Origin of the sequence: Pseudomonas sp. DTU12.1 (assembly GCF_009873475.1) — a bacterium.
Taxonomy (GTDB): domain Bacteria; phylum Pseudomonadota; class Gammaproteobacteria; order Pseudomonadales; family Pseudomonadaceae; genus Aquipseudomonas; species Aquipseudomonas proteolytica.
Window position 1 is genome coordinate 1,673,399 of the sequence record NZ_CP045254.1, and the last position, 20,885, is coordinate 1,694,283.

Here is a 20,885-nt window from a genome sequence, read left to right on the forward strand (position 1 = left end):
TTGTGACAGGTAGGCATACGCCTGGAAGGGAGGCCCATGTCGGTCCGATGAAACTGGCCGACGGGTGTTGTTATGGCGGGCAGCTTGCCTGCAACGCCGGCAATCAAGGGAGTGCGGGCAGGCAATGTGTTTCTTGGAAGAGGCTGTGACTAGCCAGTCAGATTGCGGCTGGCGATTTGATTCAAGCAGGAGGCGGGCCAGGTCGCCAGTTTCCCCCTGGAGTTTTGCCGATCACCGGCCCAACGGTCATATCTGGCGGATTTCAGCCTCGGTCAGCGGCCGATACTGGCCGGGGGCGAGCTGTTCATCCAGCGCCAGCGGCCCCATGCGCTCGCGGTGCAGGCGCGTGACCTTGTTGTTGAAGTGCCCGAACATGCGCTTGACCTGGTGATAACGCCCTTCAATGATGCTTAGACGCGCACTTTTGGGGCCCAGCACCTGCAGATCGGCCGGTTGGGTGGTCAGGTCCTCGAAGGCGAAGTACAGGCCGGCGCTGAACGTTGCGGCATAGTCCGGGCCAATCTCCTGTTCGGTCTCGACGTAGTAGACCTTGGGCAGTTTGGTCTGGGGCTGGGTCAGGCGTCGCGACCACTGGCCGTCATTGGTGAGCAGCAGCAGGCCAGTGGTGTTGAAGTCCAGGCGGCCGGCGATATGCAGGTCGCCCTTGTCGGGTTCATCCAGCAGGTCGAGGACGGTGGCGTGTTGCGGGTCGACGGTGGCACTCACGCAGCCAGGCGGCTTGTGCAGCATGAAGTACCGTGCGGGTTTGCCGGCTTGCAGGAGTTGGCCATCACATTCCACCCGGCTGAATTCGCGAACGTCATGCCGTGGATCGTTTACCGGCTGTCCATCCACCTGGATCCGCCGCTCCGCCAGCAGCAGGCGCACCTGCTGGCGATTGAAGCGCGGCAGGTTGCTGAGAAATCGGTCGATACGCATTACTGGGGCTCGGCCCCGCGCAATTGGGCATCGACCTGGGCACAGCGCGGGCACAGGCAAGCCTTGTTGCGAAGCTCCATCGGCAGGGCTTCGAGCACCTTGGGGTCGATGGTGACGCTGTAGCACCAGCAGGCGCGGTCAGCGGTGCGTGGGTCGGCCAGGGTGCAGTCGTTGCGGGCGCCGCAGGCCGGGCAAAGTGTGGGAGTGGTCATTGGTCGGTTCAGGCGTGATTCAGTCGAGATTGCGGTGAAACCCGGTATACCTGGCACGATACAGCCCTGGGCGGTTTATTGCGCCACAGATGTTTCAATCTATGTCCATGTCGCACCAGATTCTGTTTTTGATGTCAGATATTTCGTCATTCAGCGAAGGCTGTGTGTCGCCCTCCAGCGTCGCTGGTGTGGGCTCTTCCGCGGTCCAGGAGGCCGCCATGTATCGTCGATTGCTCCTCACCGCTGTGCTCGGCTTGACCCTTTCTGCCTGTGTGCCCTATTACGATGGAGGCTCCAGCTACTACCGATCCGAAGTCTACACCGCGCCGGCGCCGGTCTATTACTACGGCGGCGGGCCGTCTTACCAGTATCGGCGTGGGTATTACGCACCGCCCCCGCGCTACTATTCCGCGCCTCGTTATTATCAGCCGGCACCCCGTTACTACCCAGCGGGGCCAAGAGCGGGCTACCGGCCCTACCCAAGCCAGGGTTGGGGCGATCACCGCGGCTACAGTGGTCATGGGCGAGGAGACGGCCGTGGCGGCGATCATGGCCGGGGCCGCGGCGGGCACCGGTAAACATCTATTCCTTTAAACGGCGCGCAAAGCGCCGTTTTTTGTGGGCGACCGTTTGTCTCCACTGTCATATTTCACAGCTATCTTGCGCGCCCTTCTCGGACTTAACTAAGTGGCAATACCTTAGCAGCGCACTGGGATGACACATGATCAGCCGGGTAGTCATTCTATGTTTACTAGGCGTTTTTCCGATCGCTGATGCCAGCGCAGAGTTCGGCTGCCCCTATCCCTCGTCGATCAAGCGCACGGGTGGTTATTTGCAAAGTGACAACGGCGCCTGGAAAAGCCCCAAGGTTGAGTTTCCGGGCTTTGTGGACACGTTTGTCGGCGCCGTTTTTACGCCGACCGAGGCCGGGGAGCGCAGGCGAGGGCATCTGGAATACTGCACCTACAAGGCGGCCAACAACCAGTGGGTCAACCTCAGGTTCCAGGCGCCCGAGCCGCGCCCCAGTATGTCACTGAGCGATTCCACCCACTGGGTGCCGGCCCGTGGGCCGTTTGACCAGCAAATCTACATATGTACGGACAGCCAGCCCGACAACTGTTCGTTCACCCTCGATAACCCCCAAAACTAGCCAATTGCCTGACGCCGCTCTGTCATAAGTCAGACAGGTCCGCCAGCGGATGGCGTCCTTCCCAGGCCTTGTGAAAGTGCGCCTCGACCACCGCCTCGGGAACGCGCTTGATATCCGGCCAATGCCAATGGGGCTGCTGATCCTTGTCGATCAGACGTGCCCGTACCCCTTCACTGAACTCCGGGTGCCGACAGCAATTGAGGCTCAAGGTGTACTCCATCTGGAAAACCTCTGACAGGGACAGGTGCCGTGCCCGTTGGATCTGCTCCCACACCAGATGGGCAGTCAGTGGGCAGCCCTCGCTCAATGTCTTGCCGGCCCGGCTGAACAGCGGGTCGGCATGCTCGCGCAACTGGTTCAACGCGCGCCAGGCGCCGCACACGTCGCCCACATCCAGCCATTCGTCGATTTGCTGGCGTCGTGGCAACCACTGCGGCGCGGGCTGCTGGCTGACGGCTTCCTGGGCCAGGGCCTTGAACAGGCTGTTGAGTTGCATCGCCGTCTGCTCCTGCCAATTCAACTGCAGCAGGCCTTCGAGCATCTCGTCCTGTTGTTCATCCAGCAGGAAACGGTCGGCCAGGCCCAGGTCCAGGGCGTCGCGACCATTCATATGGGCGCCGGTGAGGCCGAGAAACAGGCCGAGCTTGCCCGGCAGGCGTGAGAGGAACCAACTGGCGCCCACATCCGGGTACAGGCCGATGCTGATTTCCGGCATGGCCAGGCGGCTGCTCGGTGTGACCACGCGGATGGCTGCGCTTTGCAGCAAGCCCATGCCGCCGCCCAGCACATAGCCATGGCCCCAGCAGATCAGTGGCTTGGGGTAGGTATGCAAGCGATAGTCGAGACGATATTCCGCAGCAAAAAACTGTGCAGCCAACGCCGGCACTTCACCCGGCTGCTCACGACAGGCCTGGGCCAGGCTGCGCACTTCACCGCCGGCGCAGAACGCCTTGGCCCCATTGCCGCGCAGCAGCACGCAGACGATTTGCGGGTCCCTGGCCCACTGGTCCAGGCGTTCGCCCAGGGCCAGGATCATCGGGAGGGAGAGGGCATTGAGGGATTTTTCCGCGTCCAGGCTGGCGATGCCGATACGGGCTCCATCGGTGCCAGTGAGCTCTTCGAAGTGCAGATTCATCATGACCTCAATCGGTAAATTGAACGTTGAGTATGATCCCTTCGTGGGAATGTGCCGGTTATGCGTCAGATCAATTGACAAGTAGGGTGGGCTTTCCTAGGGTTCGCCCACTCTTTTTACATGATGTGTTTCTGATGACTTCCGACGACCGTATCAAACTCGAACCGAGCTGGAAACACGCCTTGCGCGAGGAGTTCGAGCAGCCGTACATGAACGAGTTGCGCGAGTTCCTGCGCCAGGAGCATGCGGCAGGCAAAGAGATCTACCCGCCGGGCCCGCTGATTTTCAATGCGCTCAACTCCACGCCGCTGGACAAGGTCAAGGTGGTGATCCTCGGGCAAGACCCCTACCACGGCCCGGGCCAGGCCCATGGCCTGTGCTTCTCGGTGCAGCCGGGCGTGCCGACGCCGCCGTCGCTGCTCAACATCTATAAAGAGCTCAAGCGCGACCTCAATATCGACATTCCCAACCATGGTTGCCTGCAAAGCTGGGCCGACCAGGGCGTGTTGCTGCTCAACACCACCATGACCGTGGAACGTGCGACAGCCAACGCCCATGCGGGCAAGGGCTGGCAGTTCTTCACTGACCGGGTGATTGAAGTGGTCAGCGAGCATCAGCCGCACCTGGTATTCCTGCTGTGGGGCGCCCATGCCCAGGGCAAGCAGAAGCTGATTGATGCCACCAAGCATTTGGTGCTGACTTCGGTGCATCCGTCGCCATTGTCGGCGTATCGCGGGTTTTTGGGCTGCGGGCATTTCAGTCGGACAAACAAGTTTCTTGAGCAGAATGGCGAGACGCCGATCGAGTGGCGGTTGCCGCCCATCTAAGGCCCAACACCAAAGGATGTGAGAGCGTGATTGTGTGGGAGCGGGCTTGCTCGCGAAGGCGGTGGGTCAGTCAAGTATTTATCAACTGAGCCACCGCCTTCGCGAGCAAGCCCGCTCCCACATTAGGGTTGTGCCAGGTTCTAGACGGTGTCCGGCTGGCGGTTCCAGTGGCGGAATAATGGTTCCGCGAGGAACAGCACAAACAACAACCGCATCACCTGCATCGCCGTCACCAACGGCACCGACAGTTGCAGGGTCTCGGCCGTGAGGCTCATTTCGGCAATCCCACCGGGCATCATGCCCAGCGTCAGCGAGCGCAGATCCAACTGCGTCAGCGCACTCAATCCTACCGCCGCCAGGGTGGCGATCAACATGGTCAGCACTGTGCCGACCAAGGTGCGGCCCATGAAGGCGGGCGCCCGACGAAAGAACTGCCGGTTGAAGTGGCAACCCAGGCCGCTGCCGATCAACCATTGGCCGACCTGACTGCCGCCATCGGGCAGGCCGATGTGCAGATCCCAGGTGATGCTGGCGATGGCGCTGACCAGCAACGGCCCGAACAACCACGGGTTGGGCTGGTGCAGACGCTGCCAGCCCCAGGCGACCAGGGCGCCGATGGGAAACAGCACGGCCAGCCAGGCCCAGTCCACGGGTGCCGGGTGAAATTGTGGTGCGCCGCCGCCGAGCAAATATTTGAAGATCGCCGGTACGCACAGCACCACCAACAACACCCGCAGACTCTGGCCTGCTGCCACGCGGCTGAGTACCGCGCCATTACGCGCACCGAGGTTGACCATCTCGCCGGAGCCGCCCGGCATACTCGAGAAAAACGCCGTGGCACGGTCTTCACCGCTGCGGCGCATCAACCACACACCGACAATGCTCGACAGGCTGGTGACCAGCGCGCCGAAGAAGATCAGGCCAAAGTGGCTCATCACCTGCTCGATCACCATCGGGGTGAAGTGCAGGCCGATACCGATGCCCACCACCCATTGCCCACATTTGCGCCCGCCGGGAATCTCGCCCAACTGCCAGGGCGTGAGGCAGCGCACCAGGATGATCGCCAGCAACGAACCGACCATATACGGCAAAGGCCAGCCGACCAGGCTGGCCAGGTAACCGCCGGCCAGACCGACCAGCGGTGTTGCCCACCATTGTTTAAAGGTGACTTCAGACATCGGCCACGGCGCGACGCTGCAGGGCCCGTTTGCGGTAGATGCGGATCAGCGGGAAGGCCAGCATCAATGCCGTCAGTACCCAGACGCCAAAGGTGATCGGGCTCGACCAGAGAATCTGCAAATCGCCGTTGGAGATCGACAGCGCCCGGCGCAGGTTCTGCTCCATCAGGCCGCCGAGGATAAAGCCCAGCAACACCGGTGACAGCGGGAAGTCCAGCTTGCGCAGGATGTAGCCGAAGATACCGATACCCACCATCAGGAACAGGTCGAAGGTGGTGGCGTGGACCGCGTACACACCAATCGCGGTGATGATGGCGATCACCGGCACCAGTGCCCAGTTCGGCACGGCGAGGATGCGGGTGAAGATGCGGATCATCGGGATGTTGAGGATCACCAGCATGATGTTGGCGATAAACAACGAAGCGATCAGGCCCCAGACGATATCCGGCTGCTGTTGGAACAACAGCGGGCCAGGGGTGATGTTGTATAGCGACAACGCGCCGATCATCACCGCAGTGGTACCCGAGCCGGGTACGCCGAGGGTCAACATCGGTACCAGCGCACCGCAGGCGGAGGCGCCGATGGCGGTTTCTGGCGCGGCCAGGCCACGCATGTCGCCTTGCCCGAATTTACCACTGGCACCGGCCAGGCGTTTCTCGGTCATGTAGGCCACGGCTGATGCCAGGGTGGCACCCGCCCCGGGCAGTACGCCCATGATGAAGCCCAGCAGGCCACAGCGGATGTTGACTACAAATACCGCAGAAGCCTCCTTCAGGTTGAACATCATCCGCCCAGTGGCTTTTACCGCCTCCTGGCCACGATGGGTTTTTTCCAGCAGCAGCAGGATCTCGCTGATGGAGAACAGGCCCAATACCAGCACCACAAACTGGATGCCGTCGGTCAGGTGAATATTGTCGCCGGTAAAGCGGTAAACGCCGCTGTTGGCGTCAATACCCACCGCCGACAGGAACAGGCCGATCAGCGCCGCTACAAAGGTCTTCAGCGGTTTGTCACCGGCCATGCCTCCGAGGCAGACGATGGCAAATACCATCAGCACGAAGTATTCCGCCGGGCCAAATGCGATCGCCCATTTGGCCAGCAGCGGGGCAAACAGCACCATGCCGCAGGTGGCGATAAACGCGCCGATAAACGAACTCCATGCCGACAACGACAGGGCCACGCCGGCCAGGCCTTTGCGGGCCATTGGGTAGCCGTCCAGGGTAGTCATCACGGTGGAAGCTTCGCCGGGGATGTTCAGCAGGATCGAGCTGATACGCCCGCCGTATTCGCAACCCAGGTATACGGCTGCCAGCAGGATCAAGGCCGATTCTGGCGGCAGGCCCAGGGCAAAGGCGATGGGGATCAACAGTGCCACGCCATTGATCGGGCCCAGGCCCGGCAGCAGGCCGACCACGGTGCCGATCAGGGTGCCGCACAGCGCGGTCACCAGGTTGTAGGGGCTCAGTGCGACGCCGAAGCCCTGGCCCAAATAGCCAAAAGTATCCATATCAGTTCTCCAGAACGTCGAGCAGACCGAGGGGCAGCGGCACGTCCATGGCTTTATCAAAGAGCAGATAAAGACCAATGGCCATCAGGCTGACGATTACCACACTGGGCATCCAGCGGCCGCCATACAGGCGCGCCATGGGGATGCCGATCAGCATGCTGCTGAGGATAAAACCCAAGGGTTCGAAGGTGCCGGCGAACACGATCAGCAGCGCAACGCAGATACCGATCTTGAACAGGGTCTGACGGTCGAGGGCGGGCTCTTCTTCGGTGTGCTTGGTCGGCTGCGGGCGAAACAGCATGTAGATCAGTGCCAGGCTCATCAGCCCGAGCATCAGCAGCGGGTAGGCCCGCGGCCCCACGGGTTCGTAGGAAAAGGACGCCTGGTACGGCCAGGCCATCAGCGCCAGGCCGGCGCAGGCCAGCAGCAGCACTGCGGCGAAAATGCGTTGTAAGAGCATAGGAAACTCCAAGGCCACCTTTGTAGGCGCGAGCTTGCTCGCGAAGAACGTGAAAGCGCCGCGTCAAACCAGTTGAACCGCGTTTTCGTTGACGTTTTTCGCGAGCAAGCTCGCTCCTACAGCGGCATTACATGACAGGGGCGATTACTGGATCAGGCCGAACTCTTTGGCCAGCACTTTGTAGTCAGCCACCTGTTTCTTCACGTAGGTGTCCAGCTCCTGGCCGGTCATGGCGAAGGGGAACAGCTCGCGCTGGTCACGCAGCTTGGCGAACTCTTCGGAGGCCAGCAGTTTGTCGAATGCATCTTTCCACCAGGCGTAGTCGGCATCGCTGACTTTTGGCCCGAGGTAGAAACCGCGTACCACCGGCCAGACGATGTCGTAGCCTTGCTCTTTGGCGGTCGGAATATTCTTCATTTCCGGCTCGTCCAGGCGCTCTTCGGAGAACACCGCGAGCAGGCGCATATCGCCGCTGAGGATGTGGGGCATGGAGTCGGAGATGTCGGTACTGCCCACCTGGATATGCCCGCCGAGCAGGGCAGTGGCGATTTCACCGCCGCCTTCGAGGGCCACATAACGCAGGTCGCGGGGGTTGATTCCGGCAGCCTTGGCGATCAGGGCGGTCTGCATCCAGTCCTGGCTCCCGACGGTGCCGCCGGAACCAATCACTACTTTGCTCGGATCTTTCTTCAGCGCCTGTACCAGGTCATCGAGGCTCTTGTAGGGCGAATCGGCTTTCACCGCAATCGCGCCATAGCTGGTGCCAACCGCGGCCAGCCATTTCACTGCGCTTTCATCGAACCGCCCGAATTTGCCCTGGGCCAGGTTCAGCAGGGAACCACTGGACCAGGCTACCAGCGTGCCAGCATCGGCGGGGCGCTGGGCCACGACGGCGTTATAGGCCACCGCACCCACGCCGCCAGGCATGTAGGTCACGCGCATCGGCTTGCTCAGCAGCTTCTCGTTGACCAGTGCGCTTTGCACCAGTTTGCACGTCAGGTCAAAACCGCCGCCGGGGGAGGCCGGTGCGATGCACTCCGGGCGCTTGGGTTCATCGGCGGCCAGCAGTTGGCCGGCGAACAACATGCAGCCGGCGGCCAGGGCAAATTTACGCAGGGATGAGGACATGGGGAACTCCGTCATTGTTGTTATTGGGGGTATGACTTTCAGGGTTACCACAGTGCGACGCTGTAACTGACCAGCACGCGCACTTCGTCTGCGTCCCGGGCCGAGTAGTTGGAGCGGTAGGTGGCGTTACGCAGGCGTACGGCCACGTCCTTGAGCGCGCCGCTTTGCACCACGTATTTGATTTCGGTGTTGCGTTCCCACTCTTTGCCGGTGTCGCCGTTCTTGAGCTTGATGTTGTCACCGGACAGGTAGCGGCTCATGAAGCTCAGGCCGGGGATCCCCAGCTTGGCAAAATCGTAGTCGTAACGGGCCTGCCAGGAGCGTTCTTCGGCGCCGGCAAAGTCGTTGATCTGTACAAAGTTGACCAGGTACGGGTCGCTGCCATCCACATACGGGAATGCGCTATCACCGGACATGTGCTGGTAGCCGGCGCTCAGTTTATGGCCGTTGAGGGCGTAGCTGAAAATGCCGTTGAGGGATTTGTTGTCAATGCTGCCGCCGCGCGCGCTGCCGGTGTCATCGCTGATGGCCAGGCGCAGGTCGGTGCCGAAGGTGCCCGGGCCCATGGGCGTTGAGGCGACCACGCCGAGGAAGTGTTGGCGGTACACGTCGTCCAATTGGGCGAAGTGGTAGCTGCCGGTGATCTTCTCGGCAAACTTGTAGTCCACGCCACCGAAGTTGAAGTGCTTGCCGGTGGCTCCGCTGAGGAAGCGGCTGTTCTTGTTGTTGAGGGCAATGTCCTCGTAGTTGGTGTCGTCGCGGTCCTTGGCCTTGTCCAGGCGCCCGCCGGTGAACGTCAGGTTCTTGAACTCCTTGGAGGTCAGCAGGCCACCGTTGAAGGTCTGCGGCAGGATGCGCCCGTCGTTGGCCTTGAGGATTGGCAACTCGGGGATCAGCGAACCGACCTTAAGCTCGGTGGCGGAGATTTTCACTTTGCCGGTCAGGCCCAGCTTGGAGTACTCGTCAGCGGCGCGGCCATCATCGTGGGTGGGCAGCAGGCCGCTGCCGGTGCGGTCGGGGCTGGAGTCGAGCTTGACCCCGAGCATGCCCAGCGCATCTACGCCAAAACCGACAGTGCCGTCGGTGTAGCCTGATTGCAGGTTGAGCATGAAGCCCTGGGCCCACTCGTCGCGCTTGGACTGCTGGGCGCTGGTACCGTCGCGAAAGTCGCGGTTGAAGTACATGTTGCGGGTTTCCAGGGTCGCGCTACTGTCTTCAAAGAAGGCAGCCTGGCTAAGCGGCGAAAAGCCGGCAAGGGCAGCGGCACTGGCGAGGGCGGTCTGGGTCAGGCGGGAAAAACGAACAGGCGGGCAAGCCTGGGGCTGTGTCGACAGCATCGTGATGCACTCCGTTATTGTTCTTATGAGGCGAAAACGCTTCGAGGCGTTTTTCGGGCGCTATGGGTGAAATAGCTCGGAAGGTGTAACCGTCCGTTTCCGGATGCTAATGGGCGAACCTTTCACTAACCTTTCAGCGTCCTTTCAATGTTTTCGGGCTTCACAGCACAGGCCGCGGCTGTAAACTGCGCCGCGAGTTGGTAAACAAAGGGTGGCACCGGCCACCCCTCAACGAGGTACAAACCCATGCGTGTCCTGCTCGTCGAAGACCATCTGCAACTGGCCGAAAGTGTGGCCCAGGCGCTCAAGAGCACGGGGTTGACGGTGGATGTGTTGCACGATGGCGTGGCGGCGGACCTGGCCTTGAGCAGCGAGGAATACGCCGTGGCGATTCTCGATGTGGGCTTGCCGCGCATGGATGGTTTCGAGGTGCTGGCGCGCTTGCGGGCCCGTGGCAAAAATCTTCCGGTGTTGATGCTGACTGCCCGCAGCGATGTAAAGGACCGGGTACACGGCCTTAACCTGGGCGCCGATGACTATCTGGCCAAACCCTTTGAACTGACTGAACTGGAAGCCAGGGTCAAGGCGCTGCTGCGTCGCAGCGTGCTGGGTGGCGAGCGGCAGCAGACCTGTGGCGTGCTGGTGTATGACGTGGAAACCCGGCGTTTCACCCTTGGTGGTGAGTTGCTGACGTTGACCTCCCGTGAGCAGGCGGTGCTCGAAGCGCTGATCGCCCGCCCTGGTCGGGTCATGAGCAAGGAGCAACTGGCGTCCCAGGTGTTTGGCCTGGATGAGGAAGCCAGCCCCGATGCCATCGAAATCTATGTGCACCGCTTGCGCAAGAAACTCGATGGGCAGCCGGTCGCCATCGTCACTTTCCGTGGTCTTGGATACTTGCTGGAAGCCCGTGATGCGTAAGCACAGCAGCCTGCGATGGCGCCTGCTGTGGAACCTGGCATTGCTGTTGGTGGTGTTGATGCTGGCCAGCGGCTTGAGCGCCTACTGGAACGGTCGCGAAGCGGCAGACACCGCCTACGACCGCACGTTGCTGGCCTCGGCGCGGACCATCGCCGCCGGCCTGTCCCAGCGCGACGGCACCCTCAGCGCCGATGTGCCCTACGTGGCACTGGACACATTCGCCTATGACAGTGCCGGGCGGATTTATTACCAGGTCAATGATATTCACCAGAAGCTGATTTCTGGCTACGAACACCTGCCAGGCCCGCCGCCGGGCACGCCGCGCACCGACGATTATCCGGCCTTGGCGCGTTTCTATAACGCCAAGTACCAGGGGCAGAATGTGCGGGTGGTGAGCCTGCTCAAGGCGGTGTCGGAACCGAACATGAATGGCATGGCCGAAATCCGCGTGGCAGAAACCGACGAAGCCCGCGTCAGCATGGCCCGCAGCCTGATGGCCGATACCTTGCTGCGCCTGGGGATGCTGGCCATTGGCGCCTTGCTGCTGGTGTGGTTTGCGGTAAGTGCGGCGCTGCGCCCGCTGGAGCGATTGCGCACGGCGGTGGAAGAACGCCAGCCGGATGATCTGCGGCCGCTGCCGCTGGTTGAAGTGCAGCACGAACTGGGGCCACTGGTGCGGGCCTTGAACCACTTTACCGAACGCCTGCGCGGGCAGTTCGAGCGCCAGGCCCAATTTATTGCCGACGCTTCCCACGAGTTGCGCACCCCACTGGCCGCGCTCAAGGCCCGGCTGGAATTGGGCCTGCGCGCCGAGGAGCCGGCCATCTGGCGCAGCACCCTGGAGACGGCGGCGCAAGGTACGGATCGCTTGACCCACCTGGCCAATCAATTGCTGTCCCTGGCACGCATCGAAAACGGTGCGCGGGCGATTGCTGAAGGGGGGGCGCAGTTGCTCGACCTCAGTCAGCTGGCCCGTGAATTGGGCATGGCCATGGCGCCCCTGGCCCATGCTCGCGGCGTGGCATTGGCATTGGAGGCGGATCAGCCGGTGTGGTTGCGCGGCGAGCCGACCTTGCTGAACGAGTTGTTGAGCAACCTGGTGGATAACGCCCTGGCGCACACGCCATCAGGTGGCAACGTGATCCTGCGGGTCACCGCGCCGGCGGTGCTGGAAGTGGAAGATGATGGCCCAGGCATTCCGCTGGATGAGCGCGACCGGGTGTTCGAGCGCTTCTATCGGCGCAACCAGCAGGGCGCGGGGTCAGGCCTGGGGTTGGCGATTGTCGGGGAAATCTGCCGCGCGCACCTGGCCCAGATCAGCCTGCATGATGGCGAGCTGAAAGGGCTCAAGGTGCGGGTAAGTTTTATCGCGGGCTGACAGCGAGGGCCGAGCTGCTTACCTGTGGGGGCTGGCTTGCCTGCGATAGCGGGCGACATACCGCCGCAGAGTGCCAGGCGCCCAGCGTCATCGTTGGCGAACATCGCGGGCAAGCCCGCTCCTACAGGGGTCAGTAGAACATTGAGCGTGCTTCATCCAGCTCGGTGCGCACCACTTCATTGAGCGGGTCGATGCGCAGCTTCTTGAATGCCGGCAAGTTCGACAGCGCAGTGTGGGCCAACGGGTGGTTGGTGTTCTTGTGGCAATACAGCACGGCCACTTGCACCAGGTCGACATAGTCCAGGCTGGCCGAGTCGCGCTCAAGGTCCTGGTAGTGTGCGGGCACATTCACCAGCATTTCCGGGAAGTCCCAGCCCCGCAGCAGTTTGTCCCCCAACAGCGGGTGGATGCTATCGATCACATGGTTGAGGCTGACCGGGTCAGAGAGCAGTTCGTAGTGATCTTCGGCGTAGGTCAGGATCGGCAATACGCCGATCTGGTGCACCAGCCCGCCGAGCGCCGCCTGGTCCGGCTTGAGCTGGCTGTGGTTGCGGCACAAGGCGTAGCAGACGCCCGCCACTTCCAGGCTGCGGCGCCAGACTTCACGCATCTTCTGTTCGACGGCTTCTGAGCGGGCATGGAAGATTTGTTCCATCACCAGGCCGATCGCCAGGTTGCTGCTGTAGTTGGTGCCCAGGCGCGTGATGGCGGTGTGCAGGTCGGTGACTTCCTGGGAGGCACGCAACAGCGGGCTGTTGACCACCTTGATCAGCCGCGCCGTGAGGGCGGTATCGCGGCTGATGACTTTGCTTAAATGACTGATGCTGACTTCGGGGTCTTCGGCGGCCTGACGAATTTTCAGGGCCACTTCCGGTAACGTGGGCAGAACCAGGTCATCGTTATCGATGGCCATCACCAACGCCTGTTGGACTTTTTCCGCCAGTTTGTTCATTCATGCTCTCTAGGGTGCTGCAAAAGGGTGTGGCGATTAACGCTGGATCTCGCGATCACGGTCCAGTGGGTAGGGCAGGTCGAGCAACTTGAGACCCGGGCCTTCCAGCGTACCTAAATGCACATCGCCACTGTCGGCTGCTTCGGCTTGCAGCACCGCCAGAAGTTCAATCCCTTCGTCGGCCCGGGCGGCAATCACCACCTCGCCGATGGCACTGTTATGGCTGGGGGCAAACAGTGGTGTACCTGGTTCGGGCAATGCGTCGCCATCCAGGCTCAGGCGGTACAGGCGCCGCTTGAGTTTGCCCAGGTATTGCATGCGGGCGACGATTTCCTGGCCGGTGTAGCAGCCTTTCTTGAAACTTACGCCACCAACCGCCTGCAGGTTGAGCATCTGCGGGATGAACAACTCGCGGGTCTGGGCCATGACCTGGCCGATGCCGGCGCGAACCTGCCCCAGCAGCCAGGCATTGAGATCGCCTTCGGCAAGTGTTGCGGCCAGTTGGTTGCGCAGCGGCTCGGCTTGCGCGGCGGGCGCCCACAGTTCGGCGCGGCCGGGGGAGACGCGAATGGCCAGCAGCTCTTCATGGCGCGCCACGCTGTCGGTCTCGGCTGGCAAATCCAGGCCCAGGCTGGCGATTGCCTGGTCAGCGTCGGCCAGGCCGAAGCGGACCCAGGCGGCGCTTTCGTCCGTGAGCTTGGACTTGGAAAACACGGCGTATTTTTTCAGGTCCGCCAGTTGTGGCTCCAGCAGTTCGCTGGCCATGGCCAGCAACACGCCGTCACCTTGCAGCACGATACGGAAGCTCGACTGCATACGGCCCTTTTGGGTGCAGCGCGCGCCGAGGCTGGCGTGGGTGTCGTTGAGGTAGTTGAGGTTGCAGGTCAGTTGTCCCTGGAGGAACTTGGCCGCGTCAGCGCCGCGAACGGCCAGGACGCCTTCGTGGGACAGGGGGCAGAAGAAAGCAGAGTCAGCCATGGGTCATCGCAGTTGGAAAGTCATGGGTGCATCATAGAGGGGCGCCCGGTAAATGGGTAGTTTCATAAGCCCGACCAAAGCCGACTGTTCCAAGGGGCGTGGGCCTGTATACTTGCGCCCTATTTGAGGAGCGCTCCATGGTCGAAGATGTAGAAATCAATCGCCTGTACTGGCACAGCCGTCGCGGCATGCTGGAGTTGGATGTGTTGCTGGTGCCTTTCACCAAAGAGGTTTATGCGACTCTCGATAAGGTGGATCGCGACCTCTACGTCAGGCTGCTGACCTGCGAAGATCAGGATATGTTCGGCTGGTTCATGGAACGTGCCGAATCGGAAGATCCGGAGCTGCAACGCATGGTCCGGATGATCCTGGATCGTGTCCAGCCCAAGTAACAGCTTTGAATGCCGCTGGCAGGCCTGCGGGCGGTTGCTGGCGGCGTATCTCCTTGCCCAGGTGCTGGCACTCGGTGCGCTGTACCTGCTGGCCGTACCTGTCTTAATTACTCTACTGGGTGTACTGGCGTGCCTGGCCCATGCCTTGTGGACCCTGGCGCGTCATATTCGCTTGACCCACCGTTCGTCGGTTCGTGGCCTGCGCCGCAATGCCGACGGCTGGCAATTGTGGAGCGCGGCGCGAGGTTGGCACGCCGTACAGTTGTGCCCTGACAGCCTGGCGTTGCCGCTGATCGTGGTGCTGCGCTACCGGTTGCCGGGGGAATGGCGGGTACGTTCGGTGTGCGTACCCCATGCTTCGCAGGCCGCCGATGCCCATCGGCGCCTGCGGGTACGCTTGAAGTTCAGTCGCCGTAGGTGGTTGGCACCAGGATAGTGTCGAGGGCCTCTGGCAGCATCTGCGGGTAGTCGAGCGTGTAATGCAGGCCTCGGCTTTCCTTGCGCTCCATGGCCGAGCGGATCATCAGCTCGGCGACCTGGGCCAGGTTGCGCAACTCGATCAGGTCACGGCTGACCTTGTAGTTGCTGTAGAACTCGTCGATCTCATCCAGCAACAACCGCACACGATGCTGCGCCCGTGCCAAGCGCTTGTTGGTGCGCACGATCCCCACGTAGTCCCACATGAAGCGCCGCAGCTCGTCCCAGTTGTGGGCGATGATCACGTCCTCGTCCGAGTCGGTGACCTGGCTGGCGTCCCAGCGGGGCAGGGCGGCCGGGACCGGGATGCGCGGCAGTTGTTCGAGGATGTCGGCGGCTGCGGAGCGGGCATAGACGAAGCATTCGAGCAGCGAGTTGCTGGCCATGCGGTTGGCGCCGTGCAGGCCGGTGAAACTGGTTTCGCCAATCGCATACAGGCCGGGGACGTCGGTGCGGCCTTGTTGGTCGACCATCACCCCGCCACAGGTGTAGTGCGCCGCCGGGACCACCGGGATCGGCCCTTTGGTGATATCGATATTGAAGGCCAGGCAGCGTTCGTAGACCGTCGGGAAGTGAGTCTTGATAAAGTCGGCTGGCTTGTGGCTGATGTCCAGGTAGACGCAATCGATGCCCAGGCGCTTCATCTCGTGGTCGATGGCGCGGGCCACGATATCCCTTGGTGCCAGTTCGGCACGCGGGTCGAAGCGCTGCATGAAGCGCTCGCCGTTGGGTAGCTTCAGGTGGGCGCCTTCGCCCCGCAGGGCTTCGGTGATCAGGAAACTCTTGGCCTGGGGGTGATACAGGCAGGTGGGGTGAAACTGGTTGAACTCCAGGTTCGCCACCCGGCAACCCGACCGCCAGGCCATGGCGATGCCATCCCCGCAGGCACCGTCGGGGTTGCTGGTGTAGAGGTAGACTTTGGCGGCGCCACCTGATGCCAGGATGGTGAAACGCGCGCCGTAGGTATCGACTTCACCGCTGGCGCGGTTGAGGACGTAGGCCCCCAGGCAGCGCTCGCCGGCCAGGCCCAGGCGTTTTTCGGTGATCAGGTCGACGGCGACCCGTTGCTCCAGCAGTTCGATATTCGGCCGTTGCCGGGCCTGGGCCAGCAGGGTCTTGAAGATCGCGGCGCCGGTGGCATCGGCGGCATGGATGATGCGCCGGTGGCTGTGGCCGCCTTCACGGGTCAGGTGGAACTCGAAACCACCGTCATCACTGCCCGCATGTTCATCACGGGTAAACGGCACGCCCTGGTCGATCAGCCACTGGATGGCTTCGCGGCTGTGCTCGACGGTGAAACGCACCGCTTGTTCGTTACACAGGCCGCCGCCGGCGTTGAGGGTGTCTTCAACGTGGGATTGCACCGTGTCGGTGTCATCCAGCACGGCAGCAACTCCGCCCTGGGCCCAGAACGTCGAACCATTGGCCAGGTCGCCCTTGCTCAATACAGCTACGCGCAGATGGCTCGGCAGGGTCAGTGCAAGGCTCAAGCCTGCGGCGCCGCTACCAATCACCAGGACATCGTGTTGAAACTGTTGGCTCATTTATGGGATTCCGCAAAAAGCGATCCGAAGGGGTGGCGCAAACAGGACGCCTGGATCGGCGAATCAAAGGGTCACACGGCCCACTAGTATATAGAGGGGGCTATCGGCACAATAGCCGGGCATTCGTGGCATTGTGAGACTACGGTGAACGAACTGCACGGCTTTGATGAGGCGGTCCGGTAGGGAGATGGGAACTTTTGTATCCCTCCCGACTCCATTACAGGATGCCCGAAAGCTGGGAAAACGTTGGTTTTACTGATTGGCCTGGAGCATGGGAGCGTCAGAAAACCGGCGACAAGATTATTCGCGCAGCCGGCTATGCCCGCGCTGCGTTTTTCGTGTGTGCCAAAACAGAGCCCACCGGAAACTTGCTTGAAGGGGGAGAACTTTTGCGAAAAGTCCTAGTCTATGTTTGCAAGCCTGATCGTTTAGTTATGCAAGCCTCCTTCAAGTACAACGAGGAGTGTTCATGCTAACCCAGGAAGAGGATCAGCAGCTTGTTGAGCGCGTTCAGCGCGGCGACAAGCGAGCATTTGATCTGCTAGTGCTGAAATACCAGCACAAAATTCTCGGGTTGATCGTGCGGTTTGTGCACGACACCCATGAAGCGCAGGACGTTGCACAGGAAGCCTTTATCAAGGCTTACCGTGCACTCGGTAATTTCCGCGGTGACAGTGCGTTTTACACGTGGCTTTACCGCATCGCCATCAACACGGCGAAGAACTATCTGGTTTCTCGCGGTCGCCGCCCGCCAGATAGTGATGTGAGTTCGGAAGATGCTGAATTTTATGATGGTGATCACGGCCTCAAAGATCTCGAGTCGCCGGAGCGTGCATTGCTGCGCGACGAGATCGAAGGCACTGTCCATCGCACTATTCAGCAACTGCCAGAAGATTTGCGTACGGCGTTAACTTTACGTGAATTCGATGGTCTGAGTTACGAGGACATTGCGAGCGTCATGCAATGTCCGGTGGGGACCGTACGCTCCCGGATTTTCCGGGCTCGGGAAGCCATCGATAAAGCCCTGCAACCGTTGTTGCAGGAAAACTAAAGACAGCGGCGACAGCCAAGAGAGGAACCGCCATGAGTCGTGATGCCCTGCAGGAATCGCTGTCCGCAGTGATGGATAACGAAGCGGATGAACTGGAACTTCGTCGAGTGCTCAATGCATTTGATGACGCCGAAACCCGTGATACCTGGTCTCGTTACCAAGTCGCTCGGGCGGTGATGCACAAGGATCTACTAGTCCCTCGTCTGGATATTGCTGCGGCCGTTTCTGCTGCGCTGGCCGATGAAGCCGTTCCGGCAAAAGCTGCACGTGGTCCGTGGCGTAGCCTGGGTCGCTTGGCAGTTGCTGCCTCGGTGACTGTGGCCGTACTGGCTGGTGTGCGCCTGTACAACCAGGACGAGATCGCCGGTGCCGAACTGGCCCAGCAAACCCAGCAACCGGTCATGGCCGGTCCGCAGGTCAAGGGTCCAGCTGTACTGGCCGGCTACAAGGAAAGCTCTGAAGCACCAGGCCCGATGGCCAATGGCGTGCTGCAAGGGCAATCCGGCTGGCAGGACCAGCGTCTGCCAGGCTACCTGCGTCAACACGCTCAGGAGTCGGCGGTAAAAGGCACCGAAAGCGCCTTGCCTTACGCTCGCGCTGCAAACCTGGAAAACCGCTAAACCGCTAAGGAGCTTTATGCGTGCCATACCGCTCCTTGCGCTTTTGCTCAGTGGCTGGTTTGCAGTTCCTGCCCAAGCCGACGAAGGCCAGGATTGGCTGAAACGTCTTGGGCGGGCAGGGCAGCAAAGCTACCAAGGCACGTTTATCTACGAGCGTAACGGTAGTTTTTCTACCCATGAGATCTGGCATCGCGTCCAGAACGGCCAGGTTCATGAGCGCTTGTTGCAGCTCGATGGATCGGCTCAAGAGCTTGTGCGTATCGATGGGCGCATCCAATGCGTTTCCGGCAGTCTGGTGGCCGGCGTCGATAACTCCCCGGGCGCTTCCGCCCACGAATTCGACCCACAAAAACTCAACCCTTTCTACGAGATTGTCGTCAGCGGAAAGTCGCTAGTGGCCGGCCGTAAAGCGGTGATCGTGTCACTGACCCCGCGTGACCAGTACCGCTACGGATTTGAGTTGCACCTGGATCGTGAAACCGCGCTGCCTCTCAAGTCGTTGCTGATTAACGATAAGGGGCAATTGCTGGAGCGATTCCAGTTCACCCAACTGAAGACCACAACCCCCGATGCGCGTGATTTGCAGCCAGGCAGCGACTGCAAGCCGTTGACCCCTGCGAGCAATAAGGCGTCATCGCCGACGGGCCAGGCCCAGGCTTGGCATCCGCAATGGTTGCCGCCAGGGTTCGAGTTGACCCGCAGTGACGCGCGCAAGGATCCCAAGACCCAGGTGGTTGTAAACAGTTTGATGTATGACGATGGGCTCGCGCGTTTTTCACTGTTCCTTGAGCCTGTGACGGGCGAGGCTGCTACCGAAAGCCGCGTTCAGCTTGGTCCTACGGTTGCGGTATCCCGTCGCATGAGTACGCCTGAGGGCGACATCGTTGCCACGGTTGTCGGGGAGATTCCAATGGGTACCGCCGAACGGATAATCCTGTCTGTTCGCAGTGGCCCGGCGCCCGAAAAGCCTTGAACCGTTAATCCTATGCTCATCCAGATCGTTCACAGTGCTGCAGGAGGCGGGCGAAGGTTGCCTTGTTCTTCTGCCGAGAACATGAAACTTCTGGAGAGTATTTTCACTTGCAAAATCTCCTTATGTTTTTTATAGGTCAGAACTCCTCGGCCCTGGCCTTGTGTTGTTCACGCAATGTTGACGTCGCTAGTAGTAGTCTTCGGCGTTTATTGAACCCTGTCGCCCAACCCTGCTCGTCGTAACGGGAGCTGTATGTCGATACCACGTTTGAAATCTTACCTATCCATAGTCGCCACGGTGCTGGTGCTGGGTCAGGCCGTTTCCGCGCAAGCGGCGGAGTTGCCTGACTTCACCCAACTGGTGGAGCAGGCTTCGCCTGCCGTGGTGAACATCAGTACCACCCAGAAGCTGCCGGATCGTAAAGTCTCGAACCAGCAGATGCCCGACCTTGAAGGCCTGCCGCCCATGCTGCGGGAGTTCTTCGAGCGTGGCATGCCCCAGCCGCGCTCGCCCCGTGGTGGCGGTGGTCAGCGCGAAGCGCAATCCCTGGGCTCGGGCTTTATCATTTCGCCCGACGGCTACATCCTGACCAATAATCATGTGATCGCCGACGCCGACGAAATTCTCGTACGCCTGGCTGACCGCAGTGAACTCAAGGCCAAGCTGGTCGGCACCGATCCTCGCTCCGACGTCGCCTTGCTGAAGATTGAAGGCAAAGACCTGCCGGTGTTGAAGCTGGGTAAATCCCAGGACCTCAAGGCCGGGCAATGGGTGGTGGCCATTGGTTCGCCGTTTGGCTTTGACCATACGGTGACCCAAGGCATCGTCAGCGCTATCGGCCGCAGCCTGCCGAACGAGAACTATGTACCGTTCATCCAGACCGACGTGCCGATCAACCCGGGCAACTCCGGTGGCCCGCTGTTCAACCTGGCGGGCGAAGTGGTGGGGATCAACTCGCAGATCTACACCCGTTCCGGTGGATTCATGGGCGTCTCCTTCGCTATCCCGATTGATGTGGCCCTGGACGTTTCCAACCAACTCAAGGACGGTGGCAAGGTCAGCCGTGGCTGGTTGGGCGTGGTTATCCAGGAAGTGAACAAAGACCTGGCTGAATCCTTTGGCCTGGACAAGCCGGCCGGCGCCCTGGTCGCGCAGATTCAGGATGATGGCCCAGCTGCCAAAGGCGGCTTGAAGGTTGGCGATGTGATTCTCAGCATGAATGGCCAGCCGATTGTCATGTCTGCTGATCTGCCGCATCTGGTAGGTGCACTCAAGGCAGGTGGCAAGGCCAAGCTTGAAGTGATCCGCGAAGGCAAGCGTCAGAATGTTGAACTGACTGTCGGAGCCATTCCGGAAGAAGGCCAGGAACTCGCGCTGGGCGGCAAATCCGGCGCCGAGCGCAGCAGCAACCGCCTGGGCATCGCGGTGGTGGAGTTGACCGACGAACAGAAGAAGAGCTTCGACCTCAAGAGCGGCGTGGTGATCAAGGAAGTTCAGGACGGCCCGGCCGCCCTGATCGGCCTGCAACCCGGTGACGTGATTACCCACTTGAACAACCAGGCCATCAATTCCACCAAGGAGTTCACCGACATCGCCAAGGCGCTGCCGAAGAATCGCTCGGTGTCGATGCGGGTCCTGCGTCAAGGGCGCGCCAGCTTCATCACCTTCAAACTGGCGGAGTAATGTGCTAGTAGCGGGTCAATAAAAAGCCCCGCTCTCGATAGTCGAG

At 61.1% G+C, this 20,885-nt stretch carries 22 protein-coding genes; 11 read left to right on the forward strand and 11 right to left on the reverse strand.

Features of this window, described 5'->3' with window-relative positions; translation table 11 throughout:
• Window positions 1-246 precede the first annotated feature (246 nt).
• Window positions 247-939, reverse strand: coding sequence for a pseudouridine synthase (locus tag GDV60_RS07405; protein WP_092234235.1), 693 nt, complete (start codon window positions 937-939; stop codon window positions 247-249).
• Window positions 939-1,151: a cysteine-rich CWC family protein gene (locus GDV60_RS07410; RefSeq protein ID WP_092234238.1), complete on the reverse strand. Its 213-nt coding sequence runs from the start codon at window positions 1,149-1,151 to the stop codon at window positions 939-941. Before GDV60_RS07410 ends, GDV60_RS07405 begins: the two co-directional genes overlap by 1 nt.
• Before the next feature lie 218 nt (window positions 1,152-1,369).
• On the opposite strand from GDV60_RS07410, the gene GDV60_RS26760 reads away from it, so the two are divergent.
• Together GDV60_RS26760 and GDV60_RS07415 are read left to right on the forward strand one after the other, a co-directional pair.
• Entirely contained in the window at window positions 1,370-1,729 is a 360-nt protein-coding gene (locus GDV60_RS26760; protein ID WP_029299096.1) for a hypothetical protein, read from the forward strand.
• A 143-nt stretch (window positions 1,730-1,872) separates the two neighbouring features.
• Window positions 1,873-2,301, forward strand: a complete 429-nt coding sequence (locus GDV60_RS07415) for a DUF3757 domain-containing protein (RefSeq protein WP_092234241.1) — start codon at window positions 1,873-1,875, stop codon at window positions 2,299-2,301.
• Between the two features lie 22 nt (window positions 2,302-2,323).
• Here GDV60_RS07415 and GDV60_RS07420 read toward each other — a convergent pair whose 3' ends face one another.
• On the reverse strand, window positions 2,324-3,436 hold the full coding sequence (locus tag GDV60_RS07420; RefSeq protein WP_092234244.1) for an enoyl-CoA hydratase/isomerase family protein: 1,113 nt from the start codon (window positions 3,434-3,436) through the stop codon (window positions 2,324-2,326).
• A 131-nt stretch (window positions 3,437-3,567) separates the two neighbouring features.
• On the opposite strand from GDV60_RS07420, the gene ung reads away from it, so the two are divergent.
• Window positions 3,568-4,263, forward strand: coding sequence for a uracil-DNA glycosylase (ung, locus tag GDV60_RS07425; RefSeq protein WP_166647838.1), 696 nt, complete (start codon window positions 3,568-3,570; stop codon window positions 4,261-4,263).
• Between the two features lie 140 nt (window positions 4,264-4,403).
• On the opposite strand, the gene GDV60_RS07430 is transcribed toward ung, so the two are convergent.
• The 5 genes from GDV60_RS07430 to GDV60_RS07450 form a co-directional block, all read right to left on the reverse strand.
• On the reverse strand, window positions 4,404-5,441 hold the full coding sequence (locus GDV60_RS07430; protein ID WP_159906747.1) for an AbrB family transcriptional regulator: 1,038 nt from the start codon (window positions 5,439-5,441) through the stop codon (window positions 4,404-4,406).
• Window positions 5,434-6,948: a tripartite tricarboxylate transporter permease gene (locus GDV60_RS07435; protein ID WP_029299091.1), complete on the reverse strand. Its 1,515-nt coding sequence runs from the start codon at window positions 6,946-6,948 to the stop codon at window positions 5,434-5,436. The genes GDV60_RS07430 and GDV60_RS07435 overlap by 8 nt, the downstream gene beginning before the upstream one ends.
• Before the next feature lies 1 nt (window position 6,949).
• Entirely contained in the window at window positions 6,950-7,408 is a 459-nt protein-coding gene (locus tag GDV60_RS07440) for a tripartite tricarboxylate transporter TctB family protein (RefSeq protein ID WP_029299090.1), read from the reverse strand.
• Between the two features lie 144 nt (window positions 7,409-7,552).
• Window positions 7,553-8,536, reverse strand: coding sequence for a tripartite tricarboxylate transporter substrate binding protein (locus GDV60_RS07445; RefSeq protein ID WP_029299089.1), 984 nt, complete (start codon window positions 8,534-8,536; stop codon window positions 7,553-7,555).
• A 44-nt stretch (window positions 8,537-8,580) separates the two neighbouring features.
• Window positions 8,581-9,873: an OprD family porin gene (locus GDV60_RS07450; protein ID WP_029299088.1), complete on the reverse strand. Its 1,293-nt coding sequence runs from the start codon at window positions 9,871-9,873 to the stop codon at window positions 8,581-8,583.
• 246 nt (window positions 9,874-10,119) lie between these two features.
• Between GDV60_RS07450 and GDV60_RS07455 the strand changes: the two genes are divergently transcribed.
• Window positions 10,120-10,791 (forward strand): response regulator, encoded by a 672-nt coding sequence (locus GDV60_RS07455; RefSeq protein ID WP_029299087.1) that lies wholly within the window; start codon window positions 10,120-10,122, stop codon window positions 10,789-10,791.
• A complete protein-coding gene (locus GDV60_RS07460; protein ID WP_065943869.1) occupies window positions 10,784-12,169 on the forward strand; it encodes a sensor histidine kinase in 1,386 nt (461 codons plus the stop codon). Before GDV60_RS07455 ends, GDV60_RS07460 begins: the two co-directional genes overlap by 8 nt.
• A 130-nt stretch (window positions 12,170-12,299) precedes the next feature.
• Here the strand turns inward: GDV60_RS07460 and GDV60_RS07465 are convergent, their stop codons facing one another.
• Together GDV60_RS07465 and GDV60_RS07470 are read right to left on the reverse strand one after the other, a co-directional pair.
• The gene (locus tag GDV60_RS07465; protein ID WP_029299085.1) at window positions 12,300-13,121 is read right to left on the reverse strand and encodes an HDOD domain-containing protein; all 822 of its coding nucleotides are present in this window, start codon (window positions 13,119-13,121) and stop codon (window positions 12,300-12,302) included.
• A gap of 36 nt (window positions 13,122-13,157) precedes the next feature.
• Window positions 13,158-14,099 carry a folate-binding protein YgfZ gene (locus GDV60_RS07470; RefSeq protein ID WP_029299084.1) on the reverse strand — a complete coding sequence of 314 codons (942 nt, stop codon included), beginning with the start codon at window positions 14,097-14,099 and terminating at the stop codon, window positions 13,158-13,160.
• A gap of 137 nt (window positions 14,100-14,236) precedes the next feature.
• Between GDV60_RS07470 and GDV60_RS07475 the strand changes: the two genes are divergently transcribed.
• Complete coding sequence (locus tag GDV60_RS07475) at window positions 14,237-14,491, forward strand: succinate dehydrogenase assembly factor 2 (protein ID WP_017736358.1); 255 nt, start codon at window positions 14,237-14,239, stop codon at window positions 14,489-14,491.
• The gene (locus GDV60_RS07480) at window positions 14,475-14,927 is read left to right on the forward strand and encodes a hypothetical protein (protein WP_159906749.1); all 453 of its coding nucleotides are present in this window, start codon (window positions 14,475-14,477) and stop codon (window positions 14,925-14,927) included. The genes GDV60_RS07475 and GDV60_RS07480 overlap by 17 nt, the downstream gene beginning before the upstream one ends.
• On the opposite strand, the gene nadB is transcribed toward GDV60_RS07480, so the two are convergent.
• On the reverse strand, window positions 14,896-16,512 hold the full coding sequence (nadB, locus tag GDV60_RS07485) for an L-aspartate oxidase (RefSeq protein ID WP_029299082.1): 1,617 nt from the start codon (window positions 16,510-16,512) through the stop codon (window positions 14,896-14,898). The two genes, GDV60_RS07480 and nadB, sit on opposite strands and share 32 nt — an antisense overlap.
• Before the next feature lie 469 nt (window positions 16,513-16,981).
• On the opposite strand from nadB, the gene rpoE reads away from it, so the two are divergent.
• From rpoE to GDV60_RS07505, 4 genes are all read left to right on the forward strand, one after another.
• Window positions 16,982-17,563 (forward strand): RNA polymerase sigma factor RpoE, encoded by a 582-nt coding sequence (rpoE, locus tag GDV60_RS07490; RefSeq protein WP_003172477.1) that lies wholly within the window; start codon window positions 16,982-16,984, stop codon window positions 17,561-17,563.
• Window positions 17,564-17,595: 32 nt separating this feature from the next.
• Window positions 17,596-18,183: a sigma-E factor negative regulatory protein gene (locus tag GDV60_RS07495; RefSeq protein WP_029299081.1), complete on the forward strand. Its 588-nt coding sequence runs from the start codon at window positions 17,596-17,598 to the stop codon at window positions 18,181-18,183.
• Window positions 18,184-18,199: 16 nt separating this feature from the next.
• Window positions 18,200-19,156: a MucB/RseB C-terminal domain-containing protein gene (locus tag GDV60_RS07500; protein ID WP_159906751.1), complete on the forward strand. Its 957-nt coding sequence runs from the start codon at window positions 18,200-18,202 to the stop codon at window positions 19,154-19,156.
• Window positions 19,157-19,408: 252 nt separating this feature from the next.
• Window positions 19,409-20,839, forward strand: coding sequence for a DegQ family serine endoprotease (locus GDV60_RS07505; RefSeq protein ID WP_092234285.1), 1,431 nt, complete (start codon window positions 19,409-19,411; stop codon window positions 20,837-20,839).
• The last annotated feature ends 46 nt before the right edge of the window (window positions 20,840-20,885 follow it).

Bases quoted from the DNA above. Each gene is read 5' to 3' on its own strand.
- GDV60_RS07440 (WP_029299090.1), bottom strand. From the start codon at position 7,408: ATGCTCTTACAACGCATTTTCGCCGCAGTGCTGCTGCTGGCCTGCGCC.
- GDV60_RS07460 (WP_065943869.1), top strand. From the start codon at position 10,784: ATGCGTAAGCACAGCAGCCTGCGATGGCGCCTGCTGTGGAACCTGGCA.
- GDV60_RS07505 (WP_092234285.1), top strand. From the start codon at position 19,409: ATGTCGATACCACGTTTGAAATCTTACCTATCCATAGTCGCCACGGTG.
- GDV60_RS07500 (WP_159906751.1), top strand. From the start codon at position 18,200: ATGCGTGCCATACCGCTCCTTGCGCTTTTGCTCAGTGGCTGGTTTGCA.
- GDV60_RS07410 (WP_092234238.1), bottom strand. From the start codon at position 1,151: ATGACCACTCCCACACTTTGCCCGGCCTGCGGCGCCCGCAACGACTGC.
- GDV60_RS07465 (WP_029299085.1), bottom strand. From the start codon at position 13,121: ATGAACAAACTGGCGGAAAAAGTCCAACAGGCGTTGGTGATGGCCATC.
- GDV60_RS07450 (WP_029299088.1), bottom strand. From the start codon at position 9,873: ATGCTGTCGACACAGCCCCAGGCTTGCCCGCCTGTTCGTTTTTCCCGC.
- GDV60_RS07475 (WP_017736358.1), top strand. From the start codon at position 14,237: ATGGTCGAAGATGTAGAAATCAATCGCCTGTACTGGCACAGCCGTCGC.
- GDV60_RS26760 (WP_029299096.1), top strand. From the start codon at position 1,370: ATGTATCGTCGATTGCTCCTCACCGCTGTGCTCGGCTTGACCCTTTCT.
- GDV60_RS07420 (WP_092234244.1), bottom strand. From the start codon at position 3,436: ATGAATCTGCACTTCGAAGAGCTCACTGGCACCGATGGAGCCCGTATC.
- rpoE (WP_003172477.1), top strand. From the start codon at position 16,982: ATGCTAACCCAGGAAGAGGATCAGCAGCTTGTTGAGCGCGTTCAGCGC.
- GDV60_RS07445 (WP_029299089.1), bottom strand. From the start codon at position 8,536: ATGTCCTCATCCCTGCGTAAATTTGCCCTGGCCGCCGGCTGCATGTTG.
- GDV60_RS07415 (WP_092234241.1), top strand. From the start codon at position 1,873: ATGATCAGCCGGGTAGTCATTCTATGTTTACTAGGCGTTTTTCCGATC.
- GDV60_RS07495 (WP_029299081.1), top strand. From the start codon at position 17,596: ATGAGTCGTGATGCCCTGCAGGAATCGCTGTCCGCAGTGATGGATAAC.
- nadB (WP_029299082.1), bottom strand. From the start codon at position 16,512: ATGAGCCAACAGTTTCAACACGATGTCCTGGTGATTGGTAGCGGCGCC.
- GDV60_RS07430 (WP_159906747.1), bottom strand. From the start codon at position 5,441: ATGTCTGAAGTCACCTTTAAACAATGGTGGGCAACACCGCTGGTCGGT.
- GDV60_RS07470 (WP_029299084.1), bottom strand. From the start codon at position 14,099: ATGGCTGACTCTGCTTTCTTCTGCCCCCTGTCCCACGAAGGCGTCCTG.
- GDV60_RS07405 (WP_092234235.1), bottom strand. From the start codon at position 939: ATGCGTATCGACCGATTTCTCAGCAACCTGCCGCGCTTCAATCGCCAG.
- GDV60_RS07455 (WP_029299087.1), top strand. From the start codon at position 10,120: ATGCGTGTCCTGCTCGTCGAAGACCATCTGCAACTGGCCGAAAGTGTG.
- GDV60_RS07435 (WP_029299091.1), bottom strand. From the start codon at position 6,948: ATGGATACTTTTGGCTATTTGGGCCAGGGCTTCGGCGTCGCACTGAGC.